Origin of the sequence: Kurthia sp. Dielmo (genome assembly GCF_000307285.2) — a bacterium.
In the GTDB taxonomy this organism is placed as follows: Bacteria; Bacillota; Bacilli; order Bacillales_A; family Planococcaceae; genus Kurthia; species Kurthia populi.
Genome location: NZ_HE578958.1, coordinates 178980 through 200832 on the forward strand (window position 1 = coordinate 178980; position 21853 = coordinate 200832).

Sequence of the window (21853 nt, forward strand, 5' to 3'; positions counted from 1 at the left end):
CGCTGTGGCGCCGCTCCGGTTTTTCTTATGCTCATAGGAACGGTTGTTTTTACACGTATGTCCCAGTCTCTTCTTATTATTTAGCAATCTTTTCGATTAATGGCTTTAACCAATCTGTTAATTGTGTAAACGTAAAACCTGCTTCTGTCGCTTTAGCATTTGTCATATACCAAGATGCTGGAATGCTATAAGGAGAAGCCCCCTCAACAATGATTGCTTTTTTGCCAACTACTTGTTCAATAGTTTGTATTAATGTACGCATTGAAATTTTACCATTTGCTGTAGCATTATAGGGGCCTTCAATATTAGCAAAACCTGCCCAGTAAAGAAATTCTGCAGCCTCGTCTGCCAAAATAAATGACATTTCAGCATCAAGATTAACAAATTCTATCGCTTCACCCTGCTCAATATGCTCTACGTAATAGCTTAAGCGACTTGTATAATCATCATCGCCCATGACAATTGGAAATCGGACAGCGACAACTGGGAAATTAGCGTAATCTTCAAATACGGCCTCTGCCTGACGTTTACCTTCCGCATAACTATGCTGCTGTGAAGGAATTAAATCATAGATATAATTCATAGCATTAAAATCTTCTTCACGTTTCGCTACACCATCCGCTTCATAAACGGACATCGTTGATGTGAAAATAAGACGCGTCGTATGGTCATTTAAAATAGCGCAAAGCTCCATTGCTTCTTTTGGCGTATAACAAATATTGTCGTACACAATATCATACACCGTTTCTTCAAAAGCTTCGCGTAACTCACTACTATTTGTACGATCTAGTATTGTATGATGAACACGCTCATCAAATGGATTATCATGCTGTCCGCGTGTTGCAATTGTCACATCATGACCTTGTTGTACAAGCTTTTCGACTAAATGTTTGCCGAAAAAGCGCGTTCCTCCGATTACTAACACTTTTGCCATCATTCATTCCCCCTGCTTCGCATAATCCTCTGTATTTTGTGGTATACAGTAAGTACTATTAACCATACCATACTCTATTTTCGGAGAACAAGGGAGGCAACCCTATGCAAATAATTCGTGAAAAACGTTGGCTATATATTCTTTTTTTTAGTATGCTATTGCTCATTTCTTTGACGCTCTTTATTCATTATAGTATTGGCTCTGTTATTGTAAACGGTAAGAGTATGGAAAACTCCATTCATGATGGCGATAAGTTTATTACGAGTCAGCTGGCCTATAAATGGAATGCCCCGCACTATAATGATATTGTCATTCTCGATGCCTCTACAATTCCTGGACATGAATTATACATTAAGCGCGTCATTGGCCTCCCTGGTGACGTGCTCGTTATTCGTAACAATCAACTTTATCGCAACAAAGAGCGTATTGAAGAGCCATATATTAAAGAACGCATGATCGATACACATCTATCTATTACAGTACCTGAAAACCATTTATTTGTAATGGGTGATAACCGCAATCACTCCACAGATTCACGCGTTTTTAGTGCCATTGATATGCGTAAGGATGTTAAAGCTGTTGTATTATTTCGTATTAAACCATTTCGACAGGATTATGACTGACGATACTAGTTGAACGCATTTTCATATAAAACTTTTGACGCCACCGCTTTGTCAAAAAGCCCCTTAATTAATTTAATATCTGTATGGCTAAACGGGTGCTTCGCACGACCGATGATACGACATTCCTGCTTATACTTTATAATAGCTCAACTAAACGCGTGCCTACTGCTTCAGTGGTTGCATGCCCACCAAAATCAGGTGTTAATGTTGTTTTTTCAGCGAGTAACTTTTCAATCGTTGTTAAAATATGTGCCCCCATCTCTGGTCGTTCAAAGAAATCAAACATTTGACTAACCGACCAAATGGCGGCAAGTGGATTGGCAATGCCTTGTCCTGCTATATCTGGTGCAGAGCCATGAATCGGCTCAAACATAGACGGATAGAGGCGTTCCGGATTAACGTTTGCACCTGCAGCAATGCCCATACCACCTGCGATTGCTGCGCCTAAATCGGTTAAAATATCGCCAAACAAATTAGATGTCACAACAATTTCAAAACGTCCTGGATCCATGACCATAAACATGGCCGCTGCATCGACTAAATATGAATGCGTTGAAATGTCTGGGTACTCTTGTGAAACCTCTTCAAATACCTCATCCCAAAAGACCATTGAGTAATTAAGCGCATTGGCTTTACTAATGCTTGTGACTGACTTACCACCTTGACGGCGCGCTTCTTCAAAAGCGTAACGAATAATCCGTTCCACTCCCTTGCGTGTAAAGACACCTGTTTGCAGTACTTTCTCCTGAGGCGTTCCTTTTTTAAGCCATTCCCCAACACCTGCATATTCACCTTCACTATTTTCACGAATAACGAGCATATCAATTGTTTGCTCTGTACCATGACGTAGCGGCGACTCTATACCTTTTAATAATTTTACAGGACGAATATTAACATATTGGTCGAATTTTTTACGAATCACTAATAGCAATTCACGTAATGAAATATAATCAGGCACCCCTGGGAATCCTACTGCACCTAGATAAATGGCATCAAATGCTTGCAATTGCTCTAGCCCATCATCTGGTAGCATCTTTCCATGCTTTGTATAATACTCACAGCCCCATGGGAAATATGTATACTCAAATTGAATCGTACCGTCGATTTGTGCGGCACGATTCATCACCTTAATCCCCTCTGTCACTACTTCTGGTCCAATGCCATCTCCTGCAATGACCGCGATACGTTTTGTTTCCATTTCTTCATCACCTCTACGTTTAAAATACGCCTCCTAAAACTACTTGGCAATAGTTTTTTCCATATTATCTCATTCAAATAAATGACCATCGTTTCCGATACATAAAACAGGGAAAGGACAAACTAGGAGGTGTATGAACGATGATTTTCCATTCAAAACCTGATAAACGCTTTCTGTTAGTTGCACTTATCTTCATTAGCTGTCTTGCAATAGCGGTTGCCCTCCCCATCCTGTTTATACCACAACTCAGATTGATAGATCGATTTCTTATTTTAGGTATCGGATTTATGATAGTAAGCTTTATTGCTTGGTATCTGCTTGTTGTTAAATATACGTTGACAGCGCATGGTTTAGTAGCACAAGCTGGGCCATTTAAACGCTTTATGCCGTATGAACATATTTTATTCGTTCATCAAACGATGCGACGTCGTGGCAATAATCGTATTGCGAATGCACAAAAGGCACTAACACTCTATGCGATTCGGCCAGACCGCCCTACTCAACTAAGAGAAGCCGAAATACTCGCACAAAAACATGGTGAGAGTATCAACAACTATGTAATGCGCTTTATTGCCGATCCCACAAAACGTTCAACCTATTTAAAAGAGGGCTTTGATCCAAGCATTTTACAACGTATTACAATTTCACCTTATGAGCAGTCATTATTCGTTACAGAATTACTACGTTATTTAGATACGCAGACGACATAAAAAAAAGAGCTGGATATCCAGCTCTTTTTTCTTACCATTGGTTGTTTTTATATTTTTGATAGTAATTGTATTGACGTGCTGCCATGTACAATTTACGTTTAAGGCTTTTATCTTTTGGATAGAATAATGGATTTGCCCATTTACCTTCTTTAATAAGACGACGGCACTCTGCATTGATTTCATTGTTCTCAACGAAGTCACGTAATACTTTTTTCGGTACAACAGAGAATAAAAATTCCCCATTTGCATAGACAACATCTTTTTTCTTATTATCAACACAGTCATCTACAAGATAGCGCGCTAAGTTGTGACCTAGACGTGTAACGTAGTAGCTTGAACGACCTTGACGAATATTGATTTCAAATACTTTGAATTTACCATCACGTGTATCGTATTTTAAGTCAAAGTTTGCAAAACCTGTGTACCCGATATATTCGATGAAATCCTGCATTTTACGCATTAAATCTTTATCGAAGCGGCTAATGATAGATGTATAGTTCCCAATAGCTGTTGGTGTATGTTCTTGTAATACAACTTGGCCAAGTGCTACTAATTGAACATTTTTGTTCTGATCGGCATAAACTACACCATCCCACATTAACGTATCGTCGCCAGGAATAAATTCTTGAATAATGATTTCATCGTGATAGCCTGCATTGTGTAATAAGTGTAAAATGCGGTTTACTTCTTCTTCATTTTCCGCTTTGTATACTTTTTCTTTTCCTTCAAATTTTAAATCTAAGTATAAAATAACATTACTTGGTTTTAAAATTAATGGATAAAGAATTTTTTTATCATCGAATGGTTTTTCGATTGATGCACAGTTATAAAAACGTGTTGTTGGGTAATCGATGCCATATTCTTCACAAAGCTGATAGAAATTTGCTTTATATTGTAAGGTATCCATTACTTCGATTGAAGGATAGTTGAATACGAAATATTTTTTAAGGAACTCCGCGTTTTCAACGATATAACGAACGTACATATCGTTTGTCCCAACAAGCATTAATTTCTTACCTGATTTACCGTATTTTTTCGCTACTTTCTCCATGATTTTCGGGAACTCTTCTGGTTCACCTAATTTTGGAAAGTATTCAATTTTACCAGGAATTGTACTAAATTTTGTGAATGGCAATTCACCACGTCCTACTAAAATAGGGTTTACATCATATTCTTCGTGAAAAGAAATTGACATATTATATGCGTTAATATCTGTACCGACAATAATCGGAATAAAGTTTAATTTTGACATGATAGCCTCCGTAAGTTATCCATAAGAAATGGTTATTGCTTTCATATTACTTTTATATGACAATATACTTAGTAAAATTGACATGAAAGCACATTTTATCTGCATTTGTGTACAATCTACACACCTTGTTATTATATTACTAATCTTGGTAGTTCGTAAACTAAACACTGCATTTTTTTCACGCGTTTGCGTGTTTTTTTTATATAAATGGGTAGAGAGTAAGAAAGAGGTGATTTTAATGAATCAGCAATTGAAAATTGGCACGCTTTTACTCATCGCCTTATTACTTGCGATCTTTATTACACCAATTGCTACATTATTTTACAATTGGACGTTTTTATCACCATTTATTTGGCGACTTTTAATAGCGTTCTTTTCATTTGTAATGCTGTGCATTGTCCTCGTTATGGCCTATCGTCAAAAATCAGATAAAAATTATGTACTGTATTACGCGACATTACTATTTATGCTCGCATTAACACCGCGACTTATTTATAGCGTTGCATTTGGATAAAAGTAGAGAAATGGGCATCGTATATACGATGCCTATTTTTTATATTCATTGAAGAAGGTATATTTTTTGAGAAAATAGACAAAAAAATAAATAGTTCAGTCAAATGGCGGTTGCCTTATCGCTTCTAATAGATTAGCGTTAACATAGACAAAATCATATTGGAGGATTTTATGACAACAACGCTAAAAATAATTAAAAATCCGAAGTTAATGGCAGCTGGCCTCATGCTCAGTGCCTTCATCGGATTATTTGGAGAGACTGCACTTAATATGGCTTTAACAAATATTATGGCTGACTTCTCTGTCTCTACAGGAACGGTACAGTGGCTAACGACTGGCTACTTGCTTGTTTTAGGTATTTTAGTTCCTGTCTCTGCATTATTATTACAATGGTTTACGACTAGACAACTCGCTGTCGCTGCACTTCTTTTTTCAATTGTAGGGACCGTGATTTGTGCCGTTGCACCAAACTTTACTTTCTTAATGCTCGGAAGAATTGCACAAGCAACTGGTACAGGGATTCTAATTCCTCTATTAATGAACGTTATTTTAGTCATCTTCCCTATTGAAAAACGTGGCTCAGTGATGGGAATTATGGGGCTTGTAATTACACTTGCTCCTGCTATCGGTCCTACATTATCAGGGATTATCGTTGACGCATTAAGCTGGCATTACATTTTTTGGATTAGCTTAATCTTCTATATTATTTTATTTATCGTATGGGTACCTACCATTCAAAATGTTTCAGATATCACAAAACCAAAAATCGATGTTCTTTCTATTATCTATTCAACCATTGGATTCGGTACATTGATTTATGGTCTTGGGACATTGGCAGGTACAGCAATTACAGACCCCGCTGTGTTTATTCCGCTTATTATTGGCGCCGTTGCACTTGTATTATTTAGTATTCGCCAATTGAAAATGGATGAACCGATGATTAATCTCCGTGTTTTCAAGTTTAAAAACTTTTTACTCGGAACCATCTTATTGTTTATCGGATTTTCACTTATTTTATCATCAGCAATCTTATTACCACTTTATTTAAAAGGTCCGTTACTATTAACTGCTGTTACTGCAGGGTTAATGATGCTTCCTGGTAATATTTTAAATGCTATTTTAGCACCGATTGTTGGTCGCATCTTTGATAAAATTGGTCCACGCTTCTTATTAATAGCTGGCTTCGCAATTACAGTAGTTGCTAATGTGCTCTTTGTTTTCACAATGAATAGCAATCCACCACAATGGATCATCATTGTCGCATTCGCCTTATTATGCCTTGGACTAGCAATGTCATTAATGCCCGCACAAACAAATGGTTTAAACGAATTACCTCCTCAGCTTTATCCACATGGGGCCGCTGCAATGAATACATTGCAACAAATTGCCGGTGCTGCAGGTACAGCACTTGCTATTACATTAATGAATATCGGCATGACGCAAGCTGAAGGAAAAACAGAAGCTGCCCTTATGGCTTCTGGTACACAATACGCTTTTATTTTCATCTTAGCGATTTCAATCGTAGGATTTATTTTAACGCTATTTGTAACACCAGCAAAATATAAAGAATAACATTAAAATCCATATAAGCAAGCATGCTGCGAAGCAAACGTAAAGCAGATAAGTAACACTCATTATGACTTAAAAAGAAAAGACATGATTACATCGATGTAATCATGTCTTTTCTTTATTTAAAATTAAATTATTTTAAGAAATAAATGGAAACCATATTACATATATTTATATGTCTTTATACACATACATAATAAATTAGAACTATTTAATTTAAAAAAATAACATTTTAAAATTGAATAGTATTACATATGAACTAAATGTTTATTTTATTTTAGTTAATGTTATACTTATAAAGGTAAAATTCTTCTATATAGTACAAAAAATAACGGGGGTTATTATAAATATGAGAGAAAATAATCAAAATATAAAAATCCATTACAAAATGTATAAAAAAGGAAAGCACTGGGTATTCGCATCTATCACTGCATCAACTATCGCAATCGGCGCATTTACATTGACTGGATTATCAGCATCAGCAGAAGAATCCACTACTGTTACTGAACAAACGGTTTCTCAGCCTAAAACTGAAACTGCTCCTATTCAGCAAGAGCAAGCGGCTTCTCAACCTAAAACTGAAACTGCTCCTGTTCAGCAAGAGCAAGCGGTTTTTCAACCTAAAACCGAAAATGTTCCTGTTCAGCAAGAGCAAGTGGCTTCTCAGCCTAAAACTGAAACTACTCCTGTTCAGCAAGAGCAAGTGGCTTCTCAGCCTAAAACTGAAACTACTCCTGTTCAGCAAGAGCAAGCGGCTTCTCAACCTAAAACTGAAACTACTCCTGTTCAGCAAGAGCAAGCGGTTTTTCAACCTAAAACTGAAGAAAATCCTGAGGCAAAACAAGCAACTGCTTCTGCACCCGTAACAACAACTACTTCTTCTACAGAAGCAGCTAAAACGGTTACAACTGCGGCAAAAGAGTATGCATCAACGACTGTTAAAACATCAGCTAAAGCAAAAAAAGCTGTTGCAAAAGCAGCAGCTACAACAGAAAGTAATATCACTTCTGTAACTAAAGATAATTTTGAAGATCATTTCGTGTTAAATGGCTCAGCTAAAAACCAATACAACAAAAATTCGGGCACTGTAACACTTACACCTGACGAAATAGATCAATCCGGTAACTTTGCATTAAACAAAAAAATCGATTTATCAAAGAGCTTCACCTTAAAAGGAAAAATTAATCTAGGAACAAAATCTAAAAGTCAAGGCGGTGCAGATGGTATTGGTTTCGCATTCCATAATGGTGACACTTCTACAATCGGTATGAGTGGCGGTGCTTTAGGCATCGGGAACCTAGTCGATGCTTTTGGATTCAAATTAGATACTTTCTTTAATGGAGAAGGTGCAAATGGCACAAAAGGTGAATACTTTATGAAGGATCCTTATAAAAAAGATAATACATCATATGGCGCGTTCATTTATACAGACCCAAATGTTGTACCTAAATATGGTGAAAATGTAAATAAAGATGAAATCGGAAAAACAAAACACTATGCCTATACAGATGAAGCATCTGTAAAAGAAATCTCAAACCCATATAATAATACATTTAGAGACATTTTATTTGAATATAATGGCGATACGAAAATGATGAAAATCACATATGAAGGAAAAGTATGGGAAGCAGATATCACAAAGTGGAAAAATGCTGATGTAGACGCCTACTCATTTATTGTAACTGGTTCAACTGGTGGTTCTCGTAACCTACAACAGTTCAAAATTGAAGATTTTTCATATACAGCAGCTGGAAAGTTCACAGCATTATTTAAAAGTAAAGAAAATGAAACGCTGAATGAAGCCTACTCAAAATATGATAAACAAGGTGTGACAGTTGATTATTCATCAGATATAAATAGCATCTTCAGTGATATTTATAAACAAGGCTATGACTTTGTCGAAACAGATTCAACACAAACGGATAAAGGCGAGTATACTGAATCCAAAAATAAAGATGATTCACTGAATGTCGCGGTAAAATTTGATAATACACCTAGTCAGGTCATCTATTACTTTGACCGTGCTCCAGGTAAAGTCGTTATTAAATACGTAGACCAAGATGGTAATGAGTTACGCTCACAAATCGATAAAACAGGAAAATTTGGCGAAAATTATACCTCTGATAAATTAAGTTTCGATGGTTACCGCTTCGATACAATGGATGAAAACAGTGCGGCAACGAATGGTACATTAATTCGCGTAGAAGATAATTTAACTGTTATTTATAAATATATCGCGCAAAGTACAATTGATTTTTCATTCTTTGATGAGGAAGATTTGAATACCCCTTTAAAGCCTAGCTTTGATAAAACAGGTGATGAAAAAACATCTGATTCAGTGAATGACGAGCTAAGTACTATTTTAGAAGCTATTAAAAACCAAGGGTATGATTTTAAGGCCGTTACAACTTCACAAGATAATATGTTTGATGAAAACGGAAAAACAATTACGTATTTAAAAGAAGATGGTTCTGTAAAATACATCTTCAACAAAGCATCCGGAAATCTAATTGTGAAGTATCAAGATGAATCTGGAAACGAAATTTCATCAACTAGCTCAAATACAGAAAAGGTTGGTACAAATTACACAACTTCTCAGCGCGATATTGAAGGCTATACATTTAAAGAAGTAAATGGTGAAACACAAGGTCAATATACTCGTGAAGACACAACAGTCATCTATATTTATACAAAGAATCCAGATATAATTGGTAATTTAACTGTTCATTATTACATCCAAGATACAACGACTTCGCTAAAAGATTCTACTACTCATAAAGGCAAAGTGGGCGAGTCATTCCCACAAACAGGAGCTGATATTGAAGGCTACACATTAGTTAATACAGTGGGCTCGCCTTCCGGTTCATTCACTGCTGGTGAACAAACGATTACGTATTACTACACGAAAAATCCTGTTGTGGAACCACCTGTCGTAGAACCACCTGTCGTAGAACCACCTGTCGTAGAACCGCCTGTCGTGGAACCGCCTGTCGTAGAACCACCTGTCGTAGAACCGCCTGTTGTGGAACCGCCTGTCGTGGAACCGCCTGTTGTGGAACCGCCTGTTTTGGAACCGCCTGTTTTGGAACCGCCTGTTTTGGAACCGCCTGTTGTGGAACCACCTGTTGTGGAACCGCCTGTTGTGGAACCGCCAAAAGAAGCAGAGAATCCTGAAACACCAGTAACACCACCTGATACAATACCTGAAGAAAATACACCTTCAACTGTTGTACAGGTAAGTAATCCATCAAAAACTACAACTATGGTAACTACTACACCAGTTGTACAACCTGCTTCATCAAATTCAAATACACCGACACTTCAAAATCCTGCACAAGCAAGTATGCTCCCTCAAACAGGTGATGCTGCGACGCAAACAGGCTTAATGGGTGGTATGTTGTTAGCTCTTAGCGCATTAGCTGGCGTATTTGGTTTACGTAAACGTAAAACAGAGAAATAAAAAAGACTTAGCAGTAACCAGAATTACCTAAAATCTGAGACAACCAAAAGACACTTTCAAAGGAAGCAAAATCTTTGGAAGTGTTTTTTGTTGAGCGAATAATAAACATATGCATAAAAAATAAAAATGACAGTGAATCAAAGGACTCGAGTTATAAAATTACTAAATGGTATTCTCATTTTACGTAAACGCATATCAAAAAAGAGCATGGACAGAAAATGTCATTTTCCTTTTTTAGCATTTGAAACGAAAAACCGGAACCGCGCCATAGCGCGATTCCGGTTTTTCTGATGCTCATAAGAGCAATTGTTTTTACGCGTATATCAAAGCCTTTTTTCATTTAGAAATTCATAATTGTTGCTTCTGGCTCATGACCAATCATTTCAACAATTTTATTTTCAGCTCCCATTACTGCTACTTTTGGTGCGTAGTTGGCCGCTTCTTCAGCCGACATATACGTATACCCAATAATAATGACGATGTCTCCAGGCTGTACAAGGCGCGCTGCAGCTCCGTTCACACATACAACGCCGCTTCCACGTTCTCCTGCAATTGTATACGTTTCAAAGCGCGCACCATTATTATTGTTCACAATATGCACCTTTTCATTTCGTAACAGCCCAACAGCATCCATTAAATCTTCATCAATTGTAATACTTCCCACATAGTTTAAATCTGCTTGTGTCACCGTCGCACGATGAATTTTTGACGTCATCATTTCTTTAAACATTCTATTCACCTACCTTAAAAATAATATTGTCAATCAGACGCACATTTTCATAATACAATGCCGCTGCCAAAATCACTTGCGTATCCTCTGATGTCACAGGTTGTAAATCCGGGTAGCTCAACAATTCAATATAATCAACGCGTCCTTTTGTTGCAGCTTCAATTTGCTCAATTGCTTTCTTCTGATTAAACGACGCAATATTTCGCTGTAATACCTGCAACGTTTCATATAAATTTGGGGCTAATTGTCTCTCTGTTTCAGATAAAAATACATTACGTGAGCTTTTCGCTAAACCATCTTCCTCACGTACAATCGCAATTGGCCGAATCGTTACAGGCATATTGTAATCACGCACTAACATCTCGATTAACGCTAATTGCTGGGCATCTTTCTGCCCAAAATAAGCGTTTGTTGGTCTAACAATTTGAAATAACTTCGTCACAATTTGCAAGACACCATTAAAGTGCCCTGGTCGTGATGCACCACATAAAATTTTAGAGGCTGGTCCTGCTTCAAATGTGACACCACCCTGATGTGGATACATTTCCTCAACACTTGGTGCAAATAAAATCGCCACACCTACCTCATCTGCAATGCGTGCATCACGTTCTAAATCACGCGGATAAGCCTCGTAATCCTCATTCGGCCCAAACTGTGTTGGATTGACAAAATCACTCATCACGACCACATCATTTTCAGCAACAGCCGCCTTTGCAAGTGTTTGATGACCTTCATGTAAATAGCCCATTGTTGGCACTAATCCAATTGTCTGATTTGCCACATAGTAAGGGGCTAATTCTTTTTGCAGCTCTTGAATTGTTGTAATAACCTTCATTATTTTGTTACGCCTCCATAAAGTCCATCCAATTGTTGTTCGTTCATCGTAAAACTCTGTGCATCACTCGGGAATGTACGTGCTTTTACGCCATCACGATATGCTGCAATCCCTGTAGACATTACTGCGTGAACATCGCTGAATTTCTCAACAAATTTCGGTACACGGTGATCGCCATAGCCCACTAAATCATGATATACGAGCACTTGACCATCCACATCAACGCCTGCTCCAATACCGATAATCGGCACAGATACTTGCTCTCTTAAAATCTCACCTAGCTGCTTTGGAATACATTCAAATACAATGGCGCACACCCCTGCTTTTACCAATGCTTTTGCATCATCTATGAGTTTTTTAGCACTCTCTGTCGTTTTACCTTGAACCTTATAACCACCTAAAACTTCTGCAGATTGTGGCTGTAATCCCAAATGTCCCACCACTGGAATACCTGTTGCGACAATACGCTCAATTGCTGGTAGAAGCTCGCCCGCCCCTTCTAGCTTGATAGCGTTTGCATTTGTTTGTTGAAATAGCTGAATCGCATTTTGTACAGCTTGCTCTGTGCTAACATGATACGTTCCAAATGGCATATCTACGACAACAAACGTATTGGGTGCCCCCCGACGTACAGCTTTCGCATGATGAATCATATCTTCTAATGTCACGGACACGGTCGATTCATACCCTAAGACAACCATGCCTAATGAATCGCCAACTAAAATCATCTCAATCTGCTGTTGCTCTGCTAAACGTGCTGATGGATAATCATATGCCGTCATCATTACAATAGGCTCGCCTGATTTTTTCATTTCCAGAAAATTCACAACATTTTTCATAAATAGGTCCCCCTTGCCTGCTTTGATATGTTGAATTTACATTAACTTTACAATAAATCGTATTGCTATGCACTTAACGATTAATTAAGTTACACTAAGAAAAACTAAACTATGGAGGTCCTTGTATGAATTGGTTAGAATTAACAAATCGTTTAAAAGCTATTTGTGAGGCGTATCCAGATGGGTTACACGTAAAGATTACATATGGTAAACAAAGCTTTAGTTTTCATGAACTAAACGAAGTATCTTCTGCAAGTATTATTAAAATCCCCCTTGTCTTAGCCGTCATGAAACGCATTCAAGACAACCAAATTCAATTAACCGATACGCGTAAAGTAAAAGAGACGGTAAAAGGTGCTGGTATCTTAGCCTATCTTCATCAGGCAAAGGAATTTTCACTGCATGACATAATGAAACTTGCGATTATTGTCTCGGATAATACCGCTTCTAATCTCTTAATCGACGAAGTCGGCTTTGAAGAAGTGAATGCTTTAGCACAACAAGTTGGTGCTCCGTCTACTGTACTATTACGCAAATTTATGTCCCGCAATCGTATGCGAGATAATTTTACTACAGCAGCAGATATGATTACGTGGCTACAATTAATTGGTGAAGCAAATCCTCATTTCACTGAAGAAAGCCGACGCCACGTTTATGGTATGCTATACGATCAACAATTTAAAAATTTATTAGGAGGGCGTATTGATGAATTTGGTGAAGTTCAAATTGCGAGCAAATCTGGTGATAATACAGGTATTGAGCATGATGTTGCCATCTTCTCTATCGGTCAAGAACGCTTATACATTGCCGTTTTAACCCAAAACCTAGACTATGCAGCGCCTGTCATTAGTGATATTGGCGAGGCATGTGCTACATTTTTACAGAGTGTCATACAGCCATAATAAAAAGGAGGTGCTCATTTTTATGCGCCTCCTTTTTATGTTATTTTTTCTGCGCAATCCACATCGTCCAGCGATCTTTCTCAACGATATTACGTTCCTCTGTTACTTTACTATCTATATAGTCAATCAGTTCTTCTAATTCAAAATCATCCAATTCATACAAAATGCTACGACCAATACGATGACGCAGTTCTTCTTTTAATCGATTTTTCGACGGATAGGTGCCTCTAACTTCCCAAAAAGGCACTTCCTTTACGAGTGTAAATCCGGTTTCTTCTAAAACCTTACGTACTTCTTCTCCACGGTGGCGTCGCTGTGTTTCAGTCGTTTTTAATTTAATGAATTTTTCAAAGAAATAGCCACGTATATGTTCCTGACTTCCCGGTAAAAGTACATCTTCAGGTGTTCGATCTTGTACAATAAAGTACCCATCTTTCTCTAAAATACGATGTGCTTCTGTAAAAAAGAGTTGTAAGTCTCCTAAGTGGTGAATGAGTGCACGCGCCAATACTAAATCAAATTTGGCATCAGCTAGGCCCGTTTCAAACGCACTTCCTAGCTGAAAAGAAATTGTATCATAGTCTTCACAATTTGCTTCTGCTCCTTCTAGCATTGCTTTCGAGAAATCAACACCTACAACAGATTCTACACCTGCATCAATAAGTGCTTTGGAATAAATACCACCTCCACAACCAATGTCAGCTGCACGGATAAAATGCTTTCCTGGTGGCAGCAACGCCTCTAAATCTTCGCTCCACGAGGCATTTGCTTTACGTGAAGCATAGGTCATTTTATTTTTCTCATCATGAAAATCAATTGCCATCGTTCCTCACCTCATTTCATTGTACTTTTCCCATTTTCGCTGAAAAGTTATCCATTTTAAAAAATAACACATACTTCCACCTAATCAATTATTCGAATAGAGGACTATAGATATATCCATCATTTAAAATAATTCCTTTTTCTAACTAACACAAACTAAAATTCCTACTTTTTTCTTTTAGAACGTTATCGGTATAAAATAATGTGCTTCTCCCTTTTCAAAATTAGCTTCAACCTCCATAATATAGGTGCCCTTTTTCTTAATATCCTTCACATTTGTATAGGTCGCCTTTTCACGATCTTTTGCATCCCATAAAATAATACGATAATATTTTGGCAACGGTTGAAACCCAATCTTCAAATACTTCTTATCTTTAATGACAAGTGGATTTTCAATTGAGACCGTTTTAGTCGGTGGTAAAGAATCTGTCGTTACTTGTTCGATTTTTTCAGTTTCCTTATCTATATAACGCCATGAGTAATTTTGTGCATCTATTTTTTCGATTAATACACTACTCACAGCTAAAAATAAGGTAGGTGGATATTTATAACTTTCATCTACTTTTTTCTCAGGTTCTTTTTTTTCGCTACAGCCAACTAACAGCACAACGATGCTTATTAGTAGTACCATCCATCTTTTCATATTCATTCCCTCTTTCAAAACTCCCATCGGTAATTATTTTAACTTATTTGGCGAATAAAATATGCTAAAATATTCATGTTTTTTCTTGAAAAATTCAGAATTTTCATATATATTAAAAATACAACATTGTTGCATGTTGGCTTATGAAGAGGTCCCTTCATAAGAATATTTTTTTGCATACAATTGTATGCACTCCACTCATCTCAATTTTAAACAAAAAAAGTCCACTCCTCCCCAGGGTCGGACTTTTTTTGTTGCATGAAGAAGGAAAAAATGATTCTTTAAAATCAAATTAAAAACAAAAATTATTTACTTAAGATTATTAATTTAATAGCATATAAAAAAGAAGGCTTTATCTTGCCAAAAAATGAAATATACATTTGGGTTTTTACTATGTAATTTCTTATTATTCACACCTATTACCCTCAACTCCACGACAAATGCGTAGGCTTCCACCCATAAAACAAAAGGAACCCCTTCTAATTCTCTAGATAAATTTACAAAAAAAGGAACATTACCTGAAACAAAAGGGTCAATCGGCATGACATGTAAGGAATTAAAGAAAAAAATTGTTGGTGATTCAGGGCTAAAGGCAAAAGTACAAGCCAACAATAAAGTGTACTTTAAACAGACATACACACAGCAAAATATGTAAAATATTTACAGCGCTCCGCTTAATAATTTGTATAAAACCTCAAAATATTATGTTAGATTTTCATCTTATTACGGTAATACGACATTAAGTGTTGGGAATTTTAAAACGATGCAAACAATCACTACCATCTCTGGCTATTAATAGCATAATATATATTGAATAATCACTCCTGTTCTAAGAAAAGAGAGTGATTTTTTATGTGGATAAAAATTTTTTATTAAATTATTGGAAAAATCAATATTACAATCGTCTAATGTAAAAGAAAGGAGTGAGCACGTGGATAATCCGCATTGGCAAGAGTTATTGACCACACATACACAAAAATTATTACATATAAGCTTTTTATACGTAAAAGATTGGCATGCAGCGGAAGACATTGTACAAGATGTCTTCGTTAAATACTTTGAAACGTATGAGCAGTTTCGCCATGAATCTTCTGTTACTACTTACTTAACAAGAATGACCATTAATCGTTCAAAAGATTATTTAAAAAGCTTTCGGTATCGTACACAGCAATTGACGACTTACTTTACGCAAAGCATTACAACAAAAGATTCTCTTATTATCAATGAAGAACGAAATGTAATTGCAGATGCGATTTTGGCACTTCCTTTAAAATACCGTGAGCCAGTCATTTTATATTTTTATGAAGAGTTAACATTTCATGAAATAGCGGTTTTACTTCATTTACCTGAAAGTACCGTACATTATCGCTTTACACAAGCAAAATTAAAATTACGTGAGCAAATACCTGAAAAGGAATGGGGGTTATTGAACCATGAATAACATTCGTGAAAAATTGCAGCAAAAAATGGGAGATACCTCGAAGCAGGAGCAACGGGTTCAAGTACGGGTGAAAAAACGCTTAGCAAAGAAAAAATGGCTTAATTTCAAATGGGTAGGTAGTGTTGCTAGCCTCGCTGCTTGTTTACTCATTATATTTTTCATATTGCCTGATCATAAACCTCAACAACAAGGTGCCGTTGAAATTGATGGTGTTATGTTTGATGAAAAAACAGGCCATGAAAAAGCCATTTCCGATTTACTTTATGATGAAGTGCTAGCATCATTAAATGTTACAAAGGAGGAAAAGCTTTTTTACACGCCCGCTCGTTACACAGATTATACGTATGTAACAACACACTGCCAAACAACAAATTGTCGCATTCTTGCACTACGTGACAACGCTAAAACAGGCTCCATTTATAATTTAGGAAGCGGTACGATTAAAATAGAAGCTTTATCTCCTGATAAGAAAATGGTGGCATTAGTACTGCGCACTAAAAAACAAGATACGCTTCGTTTTATGTATACAAATGATATTACGGACCATCCAGAAATCCCCGAATATTTCCCTCAGATTAAAAAAGTTAAATGGCTCTCTAATGCAAAAATTCAACTAACGCTCAATTCTGGAAAAAAAGAAATTATTACTATTCCTCGCTATTATAAGTAAAAGCAGCGTATCCTCTAATGGATACGCTGCCTTTTTTTGTATGTAGCTTATTTTTTTTGTTCGACTACTGCCATTGTACAGCGTGAAATACAAATTTGACGTTGCTGTTCGTCGACAATATCAATATTCCATACCATTGTTGAACGCCCGATATGAAGAGGTGTTGCGATGGCTGTCACGATACCGTCTCGTTTGCCGCGAATATGATTAGCATTAATTTCTAAGCCAACTGTATAATGCGTTTCTGGATTTACATTTAAAAAGGCCGCGATGGATGCAGCTGTTTCTGCTAACGCAACCGAGGCGCCACCATGTAATAATCCAAGTGGCTGATGTGTTTTAGGTCCAACCGGCATTGTACACACAACGCGCTCTTTCGTTAATTCTTGAAATTCTATCCCAAGCGTACCAATCAATGTTTGTTCTAAATGTTCTTTGCTCATAATTTGTTCTAATTGCATGAAAAAACCTCCTTTTCTTCTATTATAAACGTCCTCTATACAACAATGAACTTTTTTTATACACAAAGCAGTTTATCGTATACGAAAAATAGAATTATATGATACTATTGTAGAAAAAGGAGGCGTTTCCGATGAATACTACTCATTCACTCACTTTATATGGTCACACAATAACTTTACCAACTATCACGAAAGATTATGCAGCTATTCGCAAGATTGCGGCTGTCCGAGCTAGTGCTATCATTAAAAAATTACAACTTGTCGAACAAAATGCATTGCATCTCGTTGCCGCCTTCTCAAAAATTCGTACAGAACGCATAGCATTAGCTACACAAGAAATTGATTATTATTATTCGCAGGGCCGCCTTCTACAAAAAGACCTTGAAGAAGTATCTTTTCGTGAGCAAGCGGCTGTCACATTGCAACCAATGGATACATTTGAACAGAAGATTTTGACACAATTTGAAGAAGCCAAACAAACACATAATTTAGCAAAAATTAACGACGAAATTTTCACGAAAGCGATGCTCGCTCAGTATTACCAAACGATATATAATACCTTTATTTCATTACATACGGTGTATGTCCAACTTGCCGCTGATGTGAAATATGATAATGCTTGGGCGCTTGAAAACTTACCTTTCCAGCAATGGCAAGAAGTTCCGAAGCGATTACAGGTTGTCCAACAACAGCCAACAAAGGAAAATGTGCTTGCGCTTTTAATGGCTGACCCGTACCACCCAACACATATTGCTCTAGCCTATGCATTGTGTGGAAACGATAAGGAGGAGCTACAGCATTTTTTAACAGCAATTGGCTACACAGAAGCAATTGAGTTATTACCTGGTTGCGAAACAGTAGCGACATTATTTGGCGAGCATAATGCGGCCATCCACCTTGCACTCATTGAAAATCCGTTATTTTTCACACTTGTCACAGCAAATGCCTTTCAAACACTTGAAGTGGCGTTTGCAAAAGCGATTGAGCAATTTAGTAGTACACTCACACCCTTTTTGTCACAGCAAGTAAAACAGGAAGCGGTATTACTTGCATATACGGTTCGTAAATCTCCGATACTTGTGCTCACAAAGACCGGCATTCGAGGGAAAGGACGCTGGTTCAAAGCTATTGATACAGCCTATGAAAAGATCAACCATTGCCTGATTCGTGACGGACTATGCCAGCTAAACCAAACGACAATTGCTGTACCACATTTTGAGCATGAGGATGACGAATTGATGATAGATTTAATCCATATGATGCAAGCGATTACAGCGATTCAACAGCCATCAGCGGTTTCTTCCGCATAAATTCGTAAGACGTTATCTGAGTGATAGCGTCTTTTTTACGTTAAAAACCCGTTCAAAGAAATCTTTGAGCGGGTTTGGCTTAGGGTGTGCGTAAATGTGGATAACGTGTTTCTAACTCAAATACTTGCTTCTCTAGCTTTTCATATTGCCTAAGCACGGTCTGTATTTTTTCCGTACGCTGTGCTAATTTTTCAGTAACGAGTTTTTGTTCCTGCTGAAGTGACGCAGTTTGTTGTTTCGCTGCTGTGTATGGCAGTTGAAGCGTCTCATCAAATGGAATTTGCTGTTGTAACATGGTAATCGCCATTTTTTCTAGTTCTTTACTTAGTGCACGTTCTTTTGTTTTCACTTTTGTACGATGCTCTAATTTTTTCGTAGCCGCCTTCATCTTATCAAACAGGCTTTGATTTATTACGGTCGTATCTTGCAATCGCTGTAAACGTTCAATGTCTTGGCGTAGCGACTCCACATTTTGCGTATACGGTGCGACATCTGGCAGTTGCGCTGTTTTTTCTAAACGTAAATACAATGCGTCTGCCGCTTCTAGTAAATGCACCCGTTCCTGTTGTAATTTATCTTTTAAAATTACTGTCATATCCGTTAACATTTTAATATCTAGCTGCGCTTCTTGCTGCTGTGTTTCAAGTTGCTGTAGCGATTTTTTCAGCGTTTGATAATGCGTAGCAATCTGTGCTGAATAAGTTTGCAAATGCGGCGCAACAGTCGGTTTTCCAGCAAGGATATATGGTAAAACAGCTTGTACAAGAATCGCTGGGATCATTTCACGTTTCATTGATTTATTGGCAATACGATACGTTAGAAAACTGCTTGATACAGCTGCTAGCGCATTTTCTGATGTTGCCAAGGTGAAAAAGCCAAGTGGCACATCTATTTTTTTAATATCAATCACGCTGTTCACAATAAGAGGTATAATATTCACGCCAAATTGCTGATAAAGCTGCTCAATCCCCTGTGCGACACCACGCTCTGTCAGTGCCTGCTCTAAATGTCGTGATGTCATTTGTCGCATCCCAAGCCCCTGCTGCACTTGTTCACGAATATCTGCTCTAAATGTTGCGCTATAGTCGAATAATACTTTTGCAATATGTGAGCGTTCAATTGGCTTTAAGTGCTGCCATTGATGCTCAGTATCCTCTAGTAATTGTTGAAAGAATCGCTCAATTAATGGTTCAATCGATGTTTCACCTGTTGCACCTAAAATTCTGGCGTATGCAAGCTCTAATTCTTGTGTCTCTTCAATATGTACGGCACGTTGATTTGTTGTCTGTAAAAGCTGTAATACTAGTTGTAAACGAATCTCATCATCAGACAAGCTTGCCAAACGTGTGACGTGATTATTCATTACCGCTTCTAATTCTTTATTCCATGCTGAGCCAAACAAATCAAGCGAGGTCATTTCCACATACATGCTATAGACCTGGCGTAATTTTTCCCCATCTAGCGCATTAAACGCATGTAGAATCCATGTAGCTTCCATCGTCAACGCCTCCCTTTTGCTCTTTAGTATACCATTTGAGCAATAAAAAAAGAGCGTCATTTAGACACTCATATGCCACTTTTACTCTGTTCTTCTCGTTGTTCTTTTAAAAAATTCAATTTATCTATAGCTTGTCGCGACATTTGATGTGTCTCTAATAACTCACATAGTTCTTGAAATTCATCTTCGCTCATTTCTAGTAGAATTTTTTGCTTGTCATGGTTATAAGATTTTAAGTACATGCTCTCACCTTATCTTTTTGTAAATTATCGTCGTGTAAAGAAATGTTCTTGCATCTCGATATGTGAAGCAATCGATAAAATTTTATCAGGTACTGTTTGGTCATATCGTTGTCCTTTTAATAACTGACAAATTGTACCCCATTCTTCAGCTGAAAATTGTAATGTAACTCGTTGTTTTATTTCATCATACTTTTGAATATCCAAGGAATAATCCCCCATTTTAGTGAAATGTCTCGAATTTGTACTATCTACTTTACATTATTGACAACTTTCTATCATTTTAAACATGGAAAACGTTTTTTTTAAAAATCAGGAAAAAAGTTTATAATAAAATAAGATTCATTGAAAGGAATGAGTAGAATGGTACAATCACTAGAAGGTAAAATTGCTATTGTTACAGGCGCAGGCCGTGGTATTGGTCGTGCGGTGGCAGAAGCACTTGCAAAAGAGGGCGTGCATGTAGGACTACTTGCTCGCACAGAAGCACAAGTCAAAGAAGTATCTGAAGCAATACAAGCACAAGGTGGTACATCTGCCTTTGCAACAGCAGATGTTACAAACAACGAGGAAGTGCAACAAGCAGTCGCTACATTAACAAAAGCACTTGGCAAAGCTGACATTTTAATTAATAATGCTGGCATGGGTGGTTTTGGAAAGTTAGTCGAACAAGATCCTGAAACATGGGTGAAAATTGTCGATACTGGCATTAAAGGCACATATTACGTGACCCATGCAGTATTACCACAATTAATTGAAAAAAATGAAGGTGACATCATCAACATTTCATCAACAAATGGCTTAAATGGTGCCGCAACATCAACAGCTTATTCTGCAGCAAAATTTGGTATTATCGGCTTAACTGAATCATTAGCACAAGAAGTACGCCGTAATAACATTCGCGTGACAGCACTAGCACCAAGTACTGTCGTAACAGAATTAGCGCGTGAATCTGGTTTAATTGACGAAGAAAAAGCCGAACGTATGATGCAACCAGAAGATTTAGCAGAAGTAATTGTAAATCAATTAAAACTGCCTAATCGTATTTATATTAAACAAGCAACAATTCTTGGTACAAATCCATACTAAGAACAAACAAAGGAGAGGCTTTGACATACGTGTAAACACAGCCTTTCCTATGATCATAAGAAAAACCGGAATCGCGCGATGGCGCGGTTCCGGTTTTTTTGTTGCGAACGCTAAA

Annotated in this window: 21 protein-coding genes; 10 read left to right on the forward strand and 11 right to left on the reverse strand. The window is 37.3% G+C overall.

Going from position 1 to position 21853, the window contains the following annotated elements; genetic code table 11:
* Positions 1-76: 76 nt before the first annotated feature.
* Complete coding sequence (locus tag KTHG_RS09485; protein WP_370323629.1) at positions 77-937, reverse strand: NAD-dependent epimerase/dehydratase family protein; 861 nt, start codon at positions 935-937, stop codon at positions 77-79.
* A 101-nt stretch (positions 938-1038) separates the two neighbouring features.
* Here KTHG_RS09485 and lepB point away from each other — a divergent pair, with 101 nt between their 5' ends.
* On the forward strand, positions 1039-1557 hold the full coding sequence (gene lepB / locus KTHG_RS09490) for a signal peptidase I (protein ID WP_139993091.1): 519 nt from the start codon (positions 1039-1041) through the stop codon (positions 1555-1557).
* 136 nt (positions 1558-1693) lie between these two features.
* Here lepB and KTHG_RS09495 read toward each other — a convergent pair whose 3' ends face one another.
* Positions 1694-2755: a tartrate dehydrogenase gene (locus KTHG_RS09495; RefSeq protein WP_139993094.1), complete on the reverse strand. Its 1062-nt coding sequence runs from the start codon at positions 2753-2755 to the stop codon at positions 1694-1696.
* 140 nt (positions 2756-2895) lie between these two features.
* Here KTHG_RS09495 and KTHG_RS09500 point away from each other — a divergent pair, with 140 nt between their 5' ends.
* A complete protein-coding gene (locus KTHG_RS09500) occupies positions 2896-3465 on the forward strand; it encodes a hypothetical protein (RefSeq protein ID WP_139993096.1) in 570 nt (189 codons plus the stop codon).
* Positions 3466-3496: 31 nt separating this feature from the next.
* Here KTHG_RS09500 and KTHG_RS09505 read toward each other — a convergent pair whose 3' ends face one another.
* Positions 3497-4717, reverse strand: a complete 1221-nt coding sequence (locus KTHG_RS09505) for a carboxylate--amine ligase (protein ID WP_139993098.1) — start codon at positions 4715-4717, stop codon at positions 3497-3499.
* Between the two features lie 238 nt (positions 4718-4955).
* Between KTHG_RS09505 and KTHG_RS09510 the strand changes: the two genes are divergently transcribed.
* From KTHG_RS09510 to KTHG_RS09520, 3 genes are all read left to right on the forward strand, one after another.
* Entirely contained in the window at positions 4956-5231 is a 276-nt protein-coding gene (locus tag KTHG_RS09510) for a hypothetical protein (RefSeq protein WP_126991673.1), read from the forward strand.
* A 170-nt stretch (positions 5232-5401) separates the two neighbouring features.
* On the forward strand, positions 5402-6802 hold the full coding sequence (locus KTHG_RS09515) for an MDR family MFS transporter (RefSeq protein WP_139993101.1): 1401 nt from the start codon (positions 5402-5404) through the stop codon (positions 6800-6802).
* Positions 6803-7148: 346 nt separating this feature from the next.
* Positions 7149-10259 carry a lectin-like domain-containing protein gene (locus KTHG_RS09520; RefSeq protein WP_139993103.1) on the forward strand — a complete coding sequence of 1037 codons (3111 nt, stop codon included), beginning with the start codon at positions 7149-7151 and terminating at the stop codon, positions 10257-10259.
* A 340-nt stretch (positions 10260-10599) separates the two neighbouring features.
* Here KTHG_RS09520 and panD read toward each other — a convergent pair whose 3' ends face one another.
* The 3 genes from panD to panB are packed head-to-tail and all read right to left on the reverse strand — an operon-like array spanning position 10600 to position 12663.
* Positions 10600-10989, reverse strand: a complete 390-nt coding sequence (gene panD / locus KTHG_RS09525; protein WP_126989644.1) for an aspartate 1-decarboxylase — start codon at positions 10987-10989, stop codon at positions 10600-10602.
* A 1-nt stretch (position 10990) separates the two neighbouring features.
* Positions 10991-11824 carry a pantoate--beta-alanine ligase gene (gene panC, locus KTHG_RS09530; protein ID WP_139993105.1) on the reverse strand — a complete coding sequence of 278 codons (834 nt, stop codon included), beginning with the start codon at positions 11822-11824 and terminating at the stop codon, positions 10991-10993.
* Positions 11824-12663, reverse strand: a complete 840-nt coding sequence (gene panB, locus KTHG_RS09535) for a 3-methyl-2-oxobutanoate hydroxymethyltransferase (protein ID WP_139993107.1) — start codon at positions 12661-12663, stop codon at positions 11824-11826. The genes panC and panB overlap by 1 nt, the downstream gene beginning before the upstream one ends.
* 125 nt (positions 12664-12788) lie before the next feature.
* On the opposite strand from panB, the gene KTHG_RS09540 reads away from it, so the two are divergent.
* Positions 12789-13565 (forward strand): serine hydrolase, encoded by a 777-nt coding sequence (locus tag KTHG_RS09540; RefSeq protein ID WP_139993109.1) that lies wholly within the window; start codon positions 12789-12791, stop codon positions 13563-13565.
* A gap of 40 nt (positions 13566-13605) precedes the next feature.
* Here KTHG_RS09540 and KTHG_RS09545 read toward each other — a convergent pair whose 3' ends face one another.
* A complete protein-coding gene (locus KTHG_RS09545; RefSeq protein ID WP_139993111.1) occupies positions 13606-14388 on the reverse strand; it encodes a class I SAM-dependent methyltransferase in 783 nt (260 codons plus the stop codon).
* 177 nt (positions 14389-14565) lie between these two features.
* Positions 14566-15030 (reverse strand): putative periplasmic lipoprotein, encoded by a 465-nt coding sequence (locus KTHG_RS09550; RefSeq protein WP_126989649.1) that lies wholly within the window; start codon positions 15028-15030, stop codon positions 14566-14568.
* A 931-nt stretch (positions 15031-15961) separates the two neighbouring features.
* On the opposite strand from KTHG_RS09550, the gene KTHG_RS09555 reads away from it, so the two are divergent.
* Both KTHG_RS09555 and KTHG_RS09560 read left to right on the forward strand, forming a co-directional pair.
* Positions 15962-16471, forward strand: coding sequence for a sigma-70 family RNA polymerase sigma factor (locus KTHG_RS09555; protein ID WP_139993113.1), 510 nt, complete (start codon positions 15962-15964; stop codon positions 16469-16471).
* Entirely contained in the window at positions 16464-17141 is a 678-nt protein-coding gene (locus KTHG_RS09560; RefSeq protein WP_139993115.1) for a hypothetical protein, read from the forward strand. Before KTHG_RS09555 ends, KTHG_RS09560 begins: the two co-directional genes overlap by 8 nt.
* Before the next feature lie 47 nt (positions 17142-17188).
* Here KTHG_RS09560 and KTHG_RS09565 read toward each other — a convergent pair whose 3' ends face one another.
* A complete protein-coding gene (locus tag KTHG_RS09565) occupies positions 17189-17602 on the reverse strand; it encodes a hotdog fold thioesterase (protein WP_255512422.1) in 414 nt (137 codons plus the stop codon).
* Positions 17603-17733: 131 nt separating this feature from the next.
* On the opposite strand from KTHG_RS09565, the gene KTHG_RS09570 reads away from it, so the two are divergent.
* On the forward strand, positions 17734-18912 hold the full coding sequence (locus KTHG_RS09570) for a hypothetical protein (protein ID WP_139993117.1): 1179 nt from the start codon (positions 17734-17736) through the stop codon (positions 18910-18912).
* Positions 18913-18991: 79 nt separating this feature from the next.
* Here KTHG_RS09570 and KTHG_RS09575 read toward each other — a convergent pair whose 3' ends face one another.
* On the reverse strand, positions 18992-20410 hold the full coding sequence (locus KTHG_RS09575) for a nucleoporin Nup88 family protein (RefSeq protein WP_139993119.1): 1419 nt from the start codon (positions 20408-20410) through the stop codon (positions 18992-18994).
* Between the two features lie 266 nt (positions 20411-20676).
* A complete protein-coding gene (locus KTHG_RS09580; protein WP_126989655.1) occupies positions 20677-20856 on the reverse strand; it encodes a hypothetical protein in 180 nt (59 codons plus the stop codon).
* A gap of 156 nt (positions 20857-21012) precedes the next feature.
* Here KTHG_RS09580 and KTHG_RS09585 point away from each other — a divergent pair, with 156 nt between their 5' ends.
* Complete coding sequence (locus KTHG_RS09585; protein ID WP_126989656.1) at positions 21013-21738, forward strand: 3-ketoacyl-ACP reductase; 726 nt, start codon at positions 21013-21015, stop codon at positions 21736-21738.
* The last annotated feature ends 115 nt before the right edge of the window (positions 21739-21853 follow it).

Coding starts and splice junctions, on each gene's coding strand:
- KTHG_RS09505 (WP_139993098.1), bottom strand. CDS start 4,717: ATGTCAAAATTAAACTTTATTCCGATTATTGTCGGTACAGATATTAAC.
- KTHG_RS09545 (WP_139993111.1), bottom strand. CDS start 14,388: ATGGCAATTGATTTTCATGATGAGAAAAATAAAATGACCTATGCTTCA.
- KTHG_RS09570 (WP_139993117.1), top strand. CDS start 17,734: ATGAATACTACTCATTCACTCACTTTATATGGTCACACAATAACTTTA.
- lepB (WP_139993091.1), top strand. CDS start 1,039: ATGCAAATAATTCGTGAAAAACGTTGGCTATATATTCTTTTTTTTAGT.
- KTHG_RS09565 (WP_255512422.1), bottom strand. CDS start 17,602: ATGCAATTAGAACAAATTATGAGCAAAGAACATTTAGAACAAACATTG.
- KTHG_RS09585 (WP_126989656.1), top strand. CDS start 21,013: ATGGTACAATCACTAGAAGGTAAAATTGCTATTGTTACAGGCGCAGGC.
- KTHG_RS09550 (WP_126989649.1), bottom strand. CDS start 15,030: ATGAAAAGATGGATGGTACTACTAATAAGCATCGTTGTGCTGTTAGTT.
- panB (WP_139993107.1), bottom strand. CDS start 12,663: ATGAAAAATGTTGTGAATTTTCTGGAAATGAAAAAATCAGGCGAGCCT.
- KTHG_RS09495 (WP_139993094.1), bottom strand. CDS start 2,755: ATGGAAACAAAACGTATCGCGGTCATTGCAGGAGATGGCATTGGACCA.
- KTHG_RS09515 (WP_139993101.1), top strand. CDS start 5,402: ATGACAACAACGCTAAAAATAATTAAAAATCCGAAGTTAATGGCAGCT.
- KTHG_RS09540 (WP_139993109.1), top strand. CDS start 12,789: ATGAATTGGTTAGAATTAACAAATCGTTTAAAAGCTATTTGTGAGGCG.
- KTHG_RS09520 (WP_139993103.1), top strand. CDS start 7,149: ATGAGAGAAAATAATCAAAATATAAAAATCCATTACAAAATGTATAAA.
- KTHG_RS09500 (WP_139993096.1), top strand. CDS start 2,896: ATGATTTTCCATTCAAAACCTGATAAACGCTTTCTGTTAGTTGCACTT.
- panD (WP_126989644.1), bottom strand. CDS start 10,989: ATGTTTAAAGAAATGATGACGTCAAAAATTCATCGTGCGACGGTGACA.
- KTHG_RS09560 (WP_139993115.1), top strand. CDS start 16,464: ATGAATAACATTCGTGAAAAATTGCAGCAAAAAATGGGAGATACCTCG.
- panC (WP_139993105.1), bottom strand. CDS start 11,824: ATGAAGGTTATTACAACAATTCAAGAGCTGCAAAAAGAATTAGCCCCT.
- KTHG_RS09510 (WP_126991673.1), top strand. CDS start 4,956: ATGAATCAGCAATTGAAAATTGGCACGCTTTTACTCATCGCCTTATTA.
- KTHG_RS09575 (WP_139993119.1), bottom strand. CDS start 20,410: ATGGAAGCTACATGGATTCTACATGCGTTTAATGCGCTAGATGGGGAA.
- KTHG_RS09485 (WP_370323629.1), bottom strand. CDS start 937: ATGATGGCAAAAGTGTTAGTAATCGGAGGAACGCGCTTTTTCGGCAAA.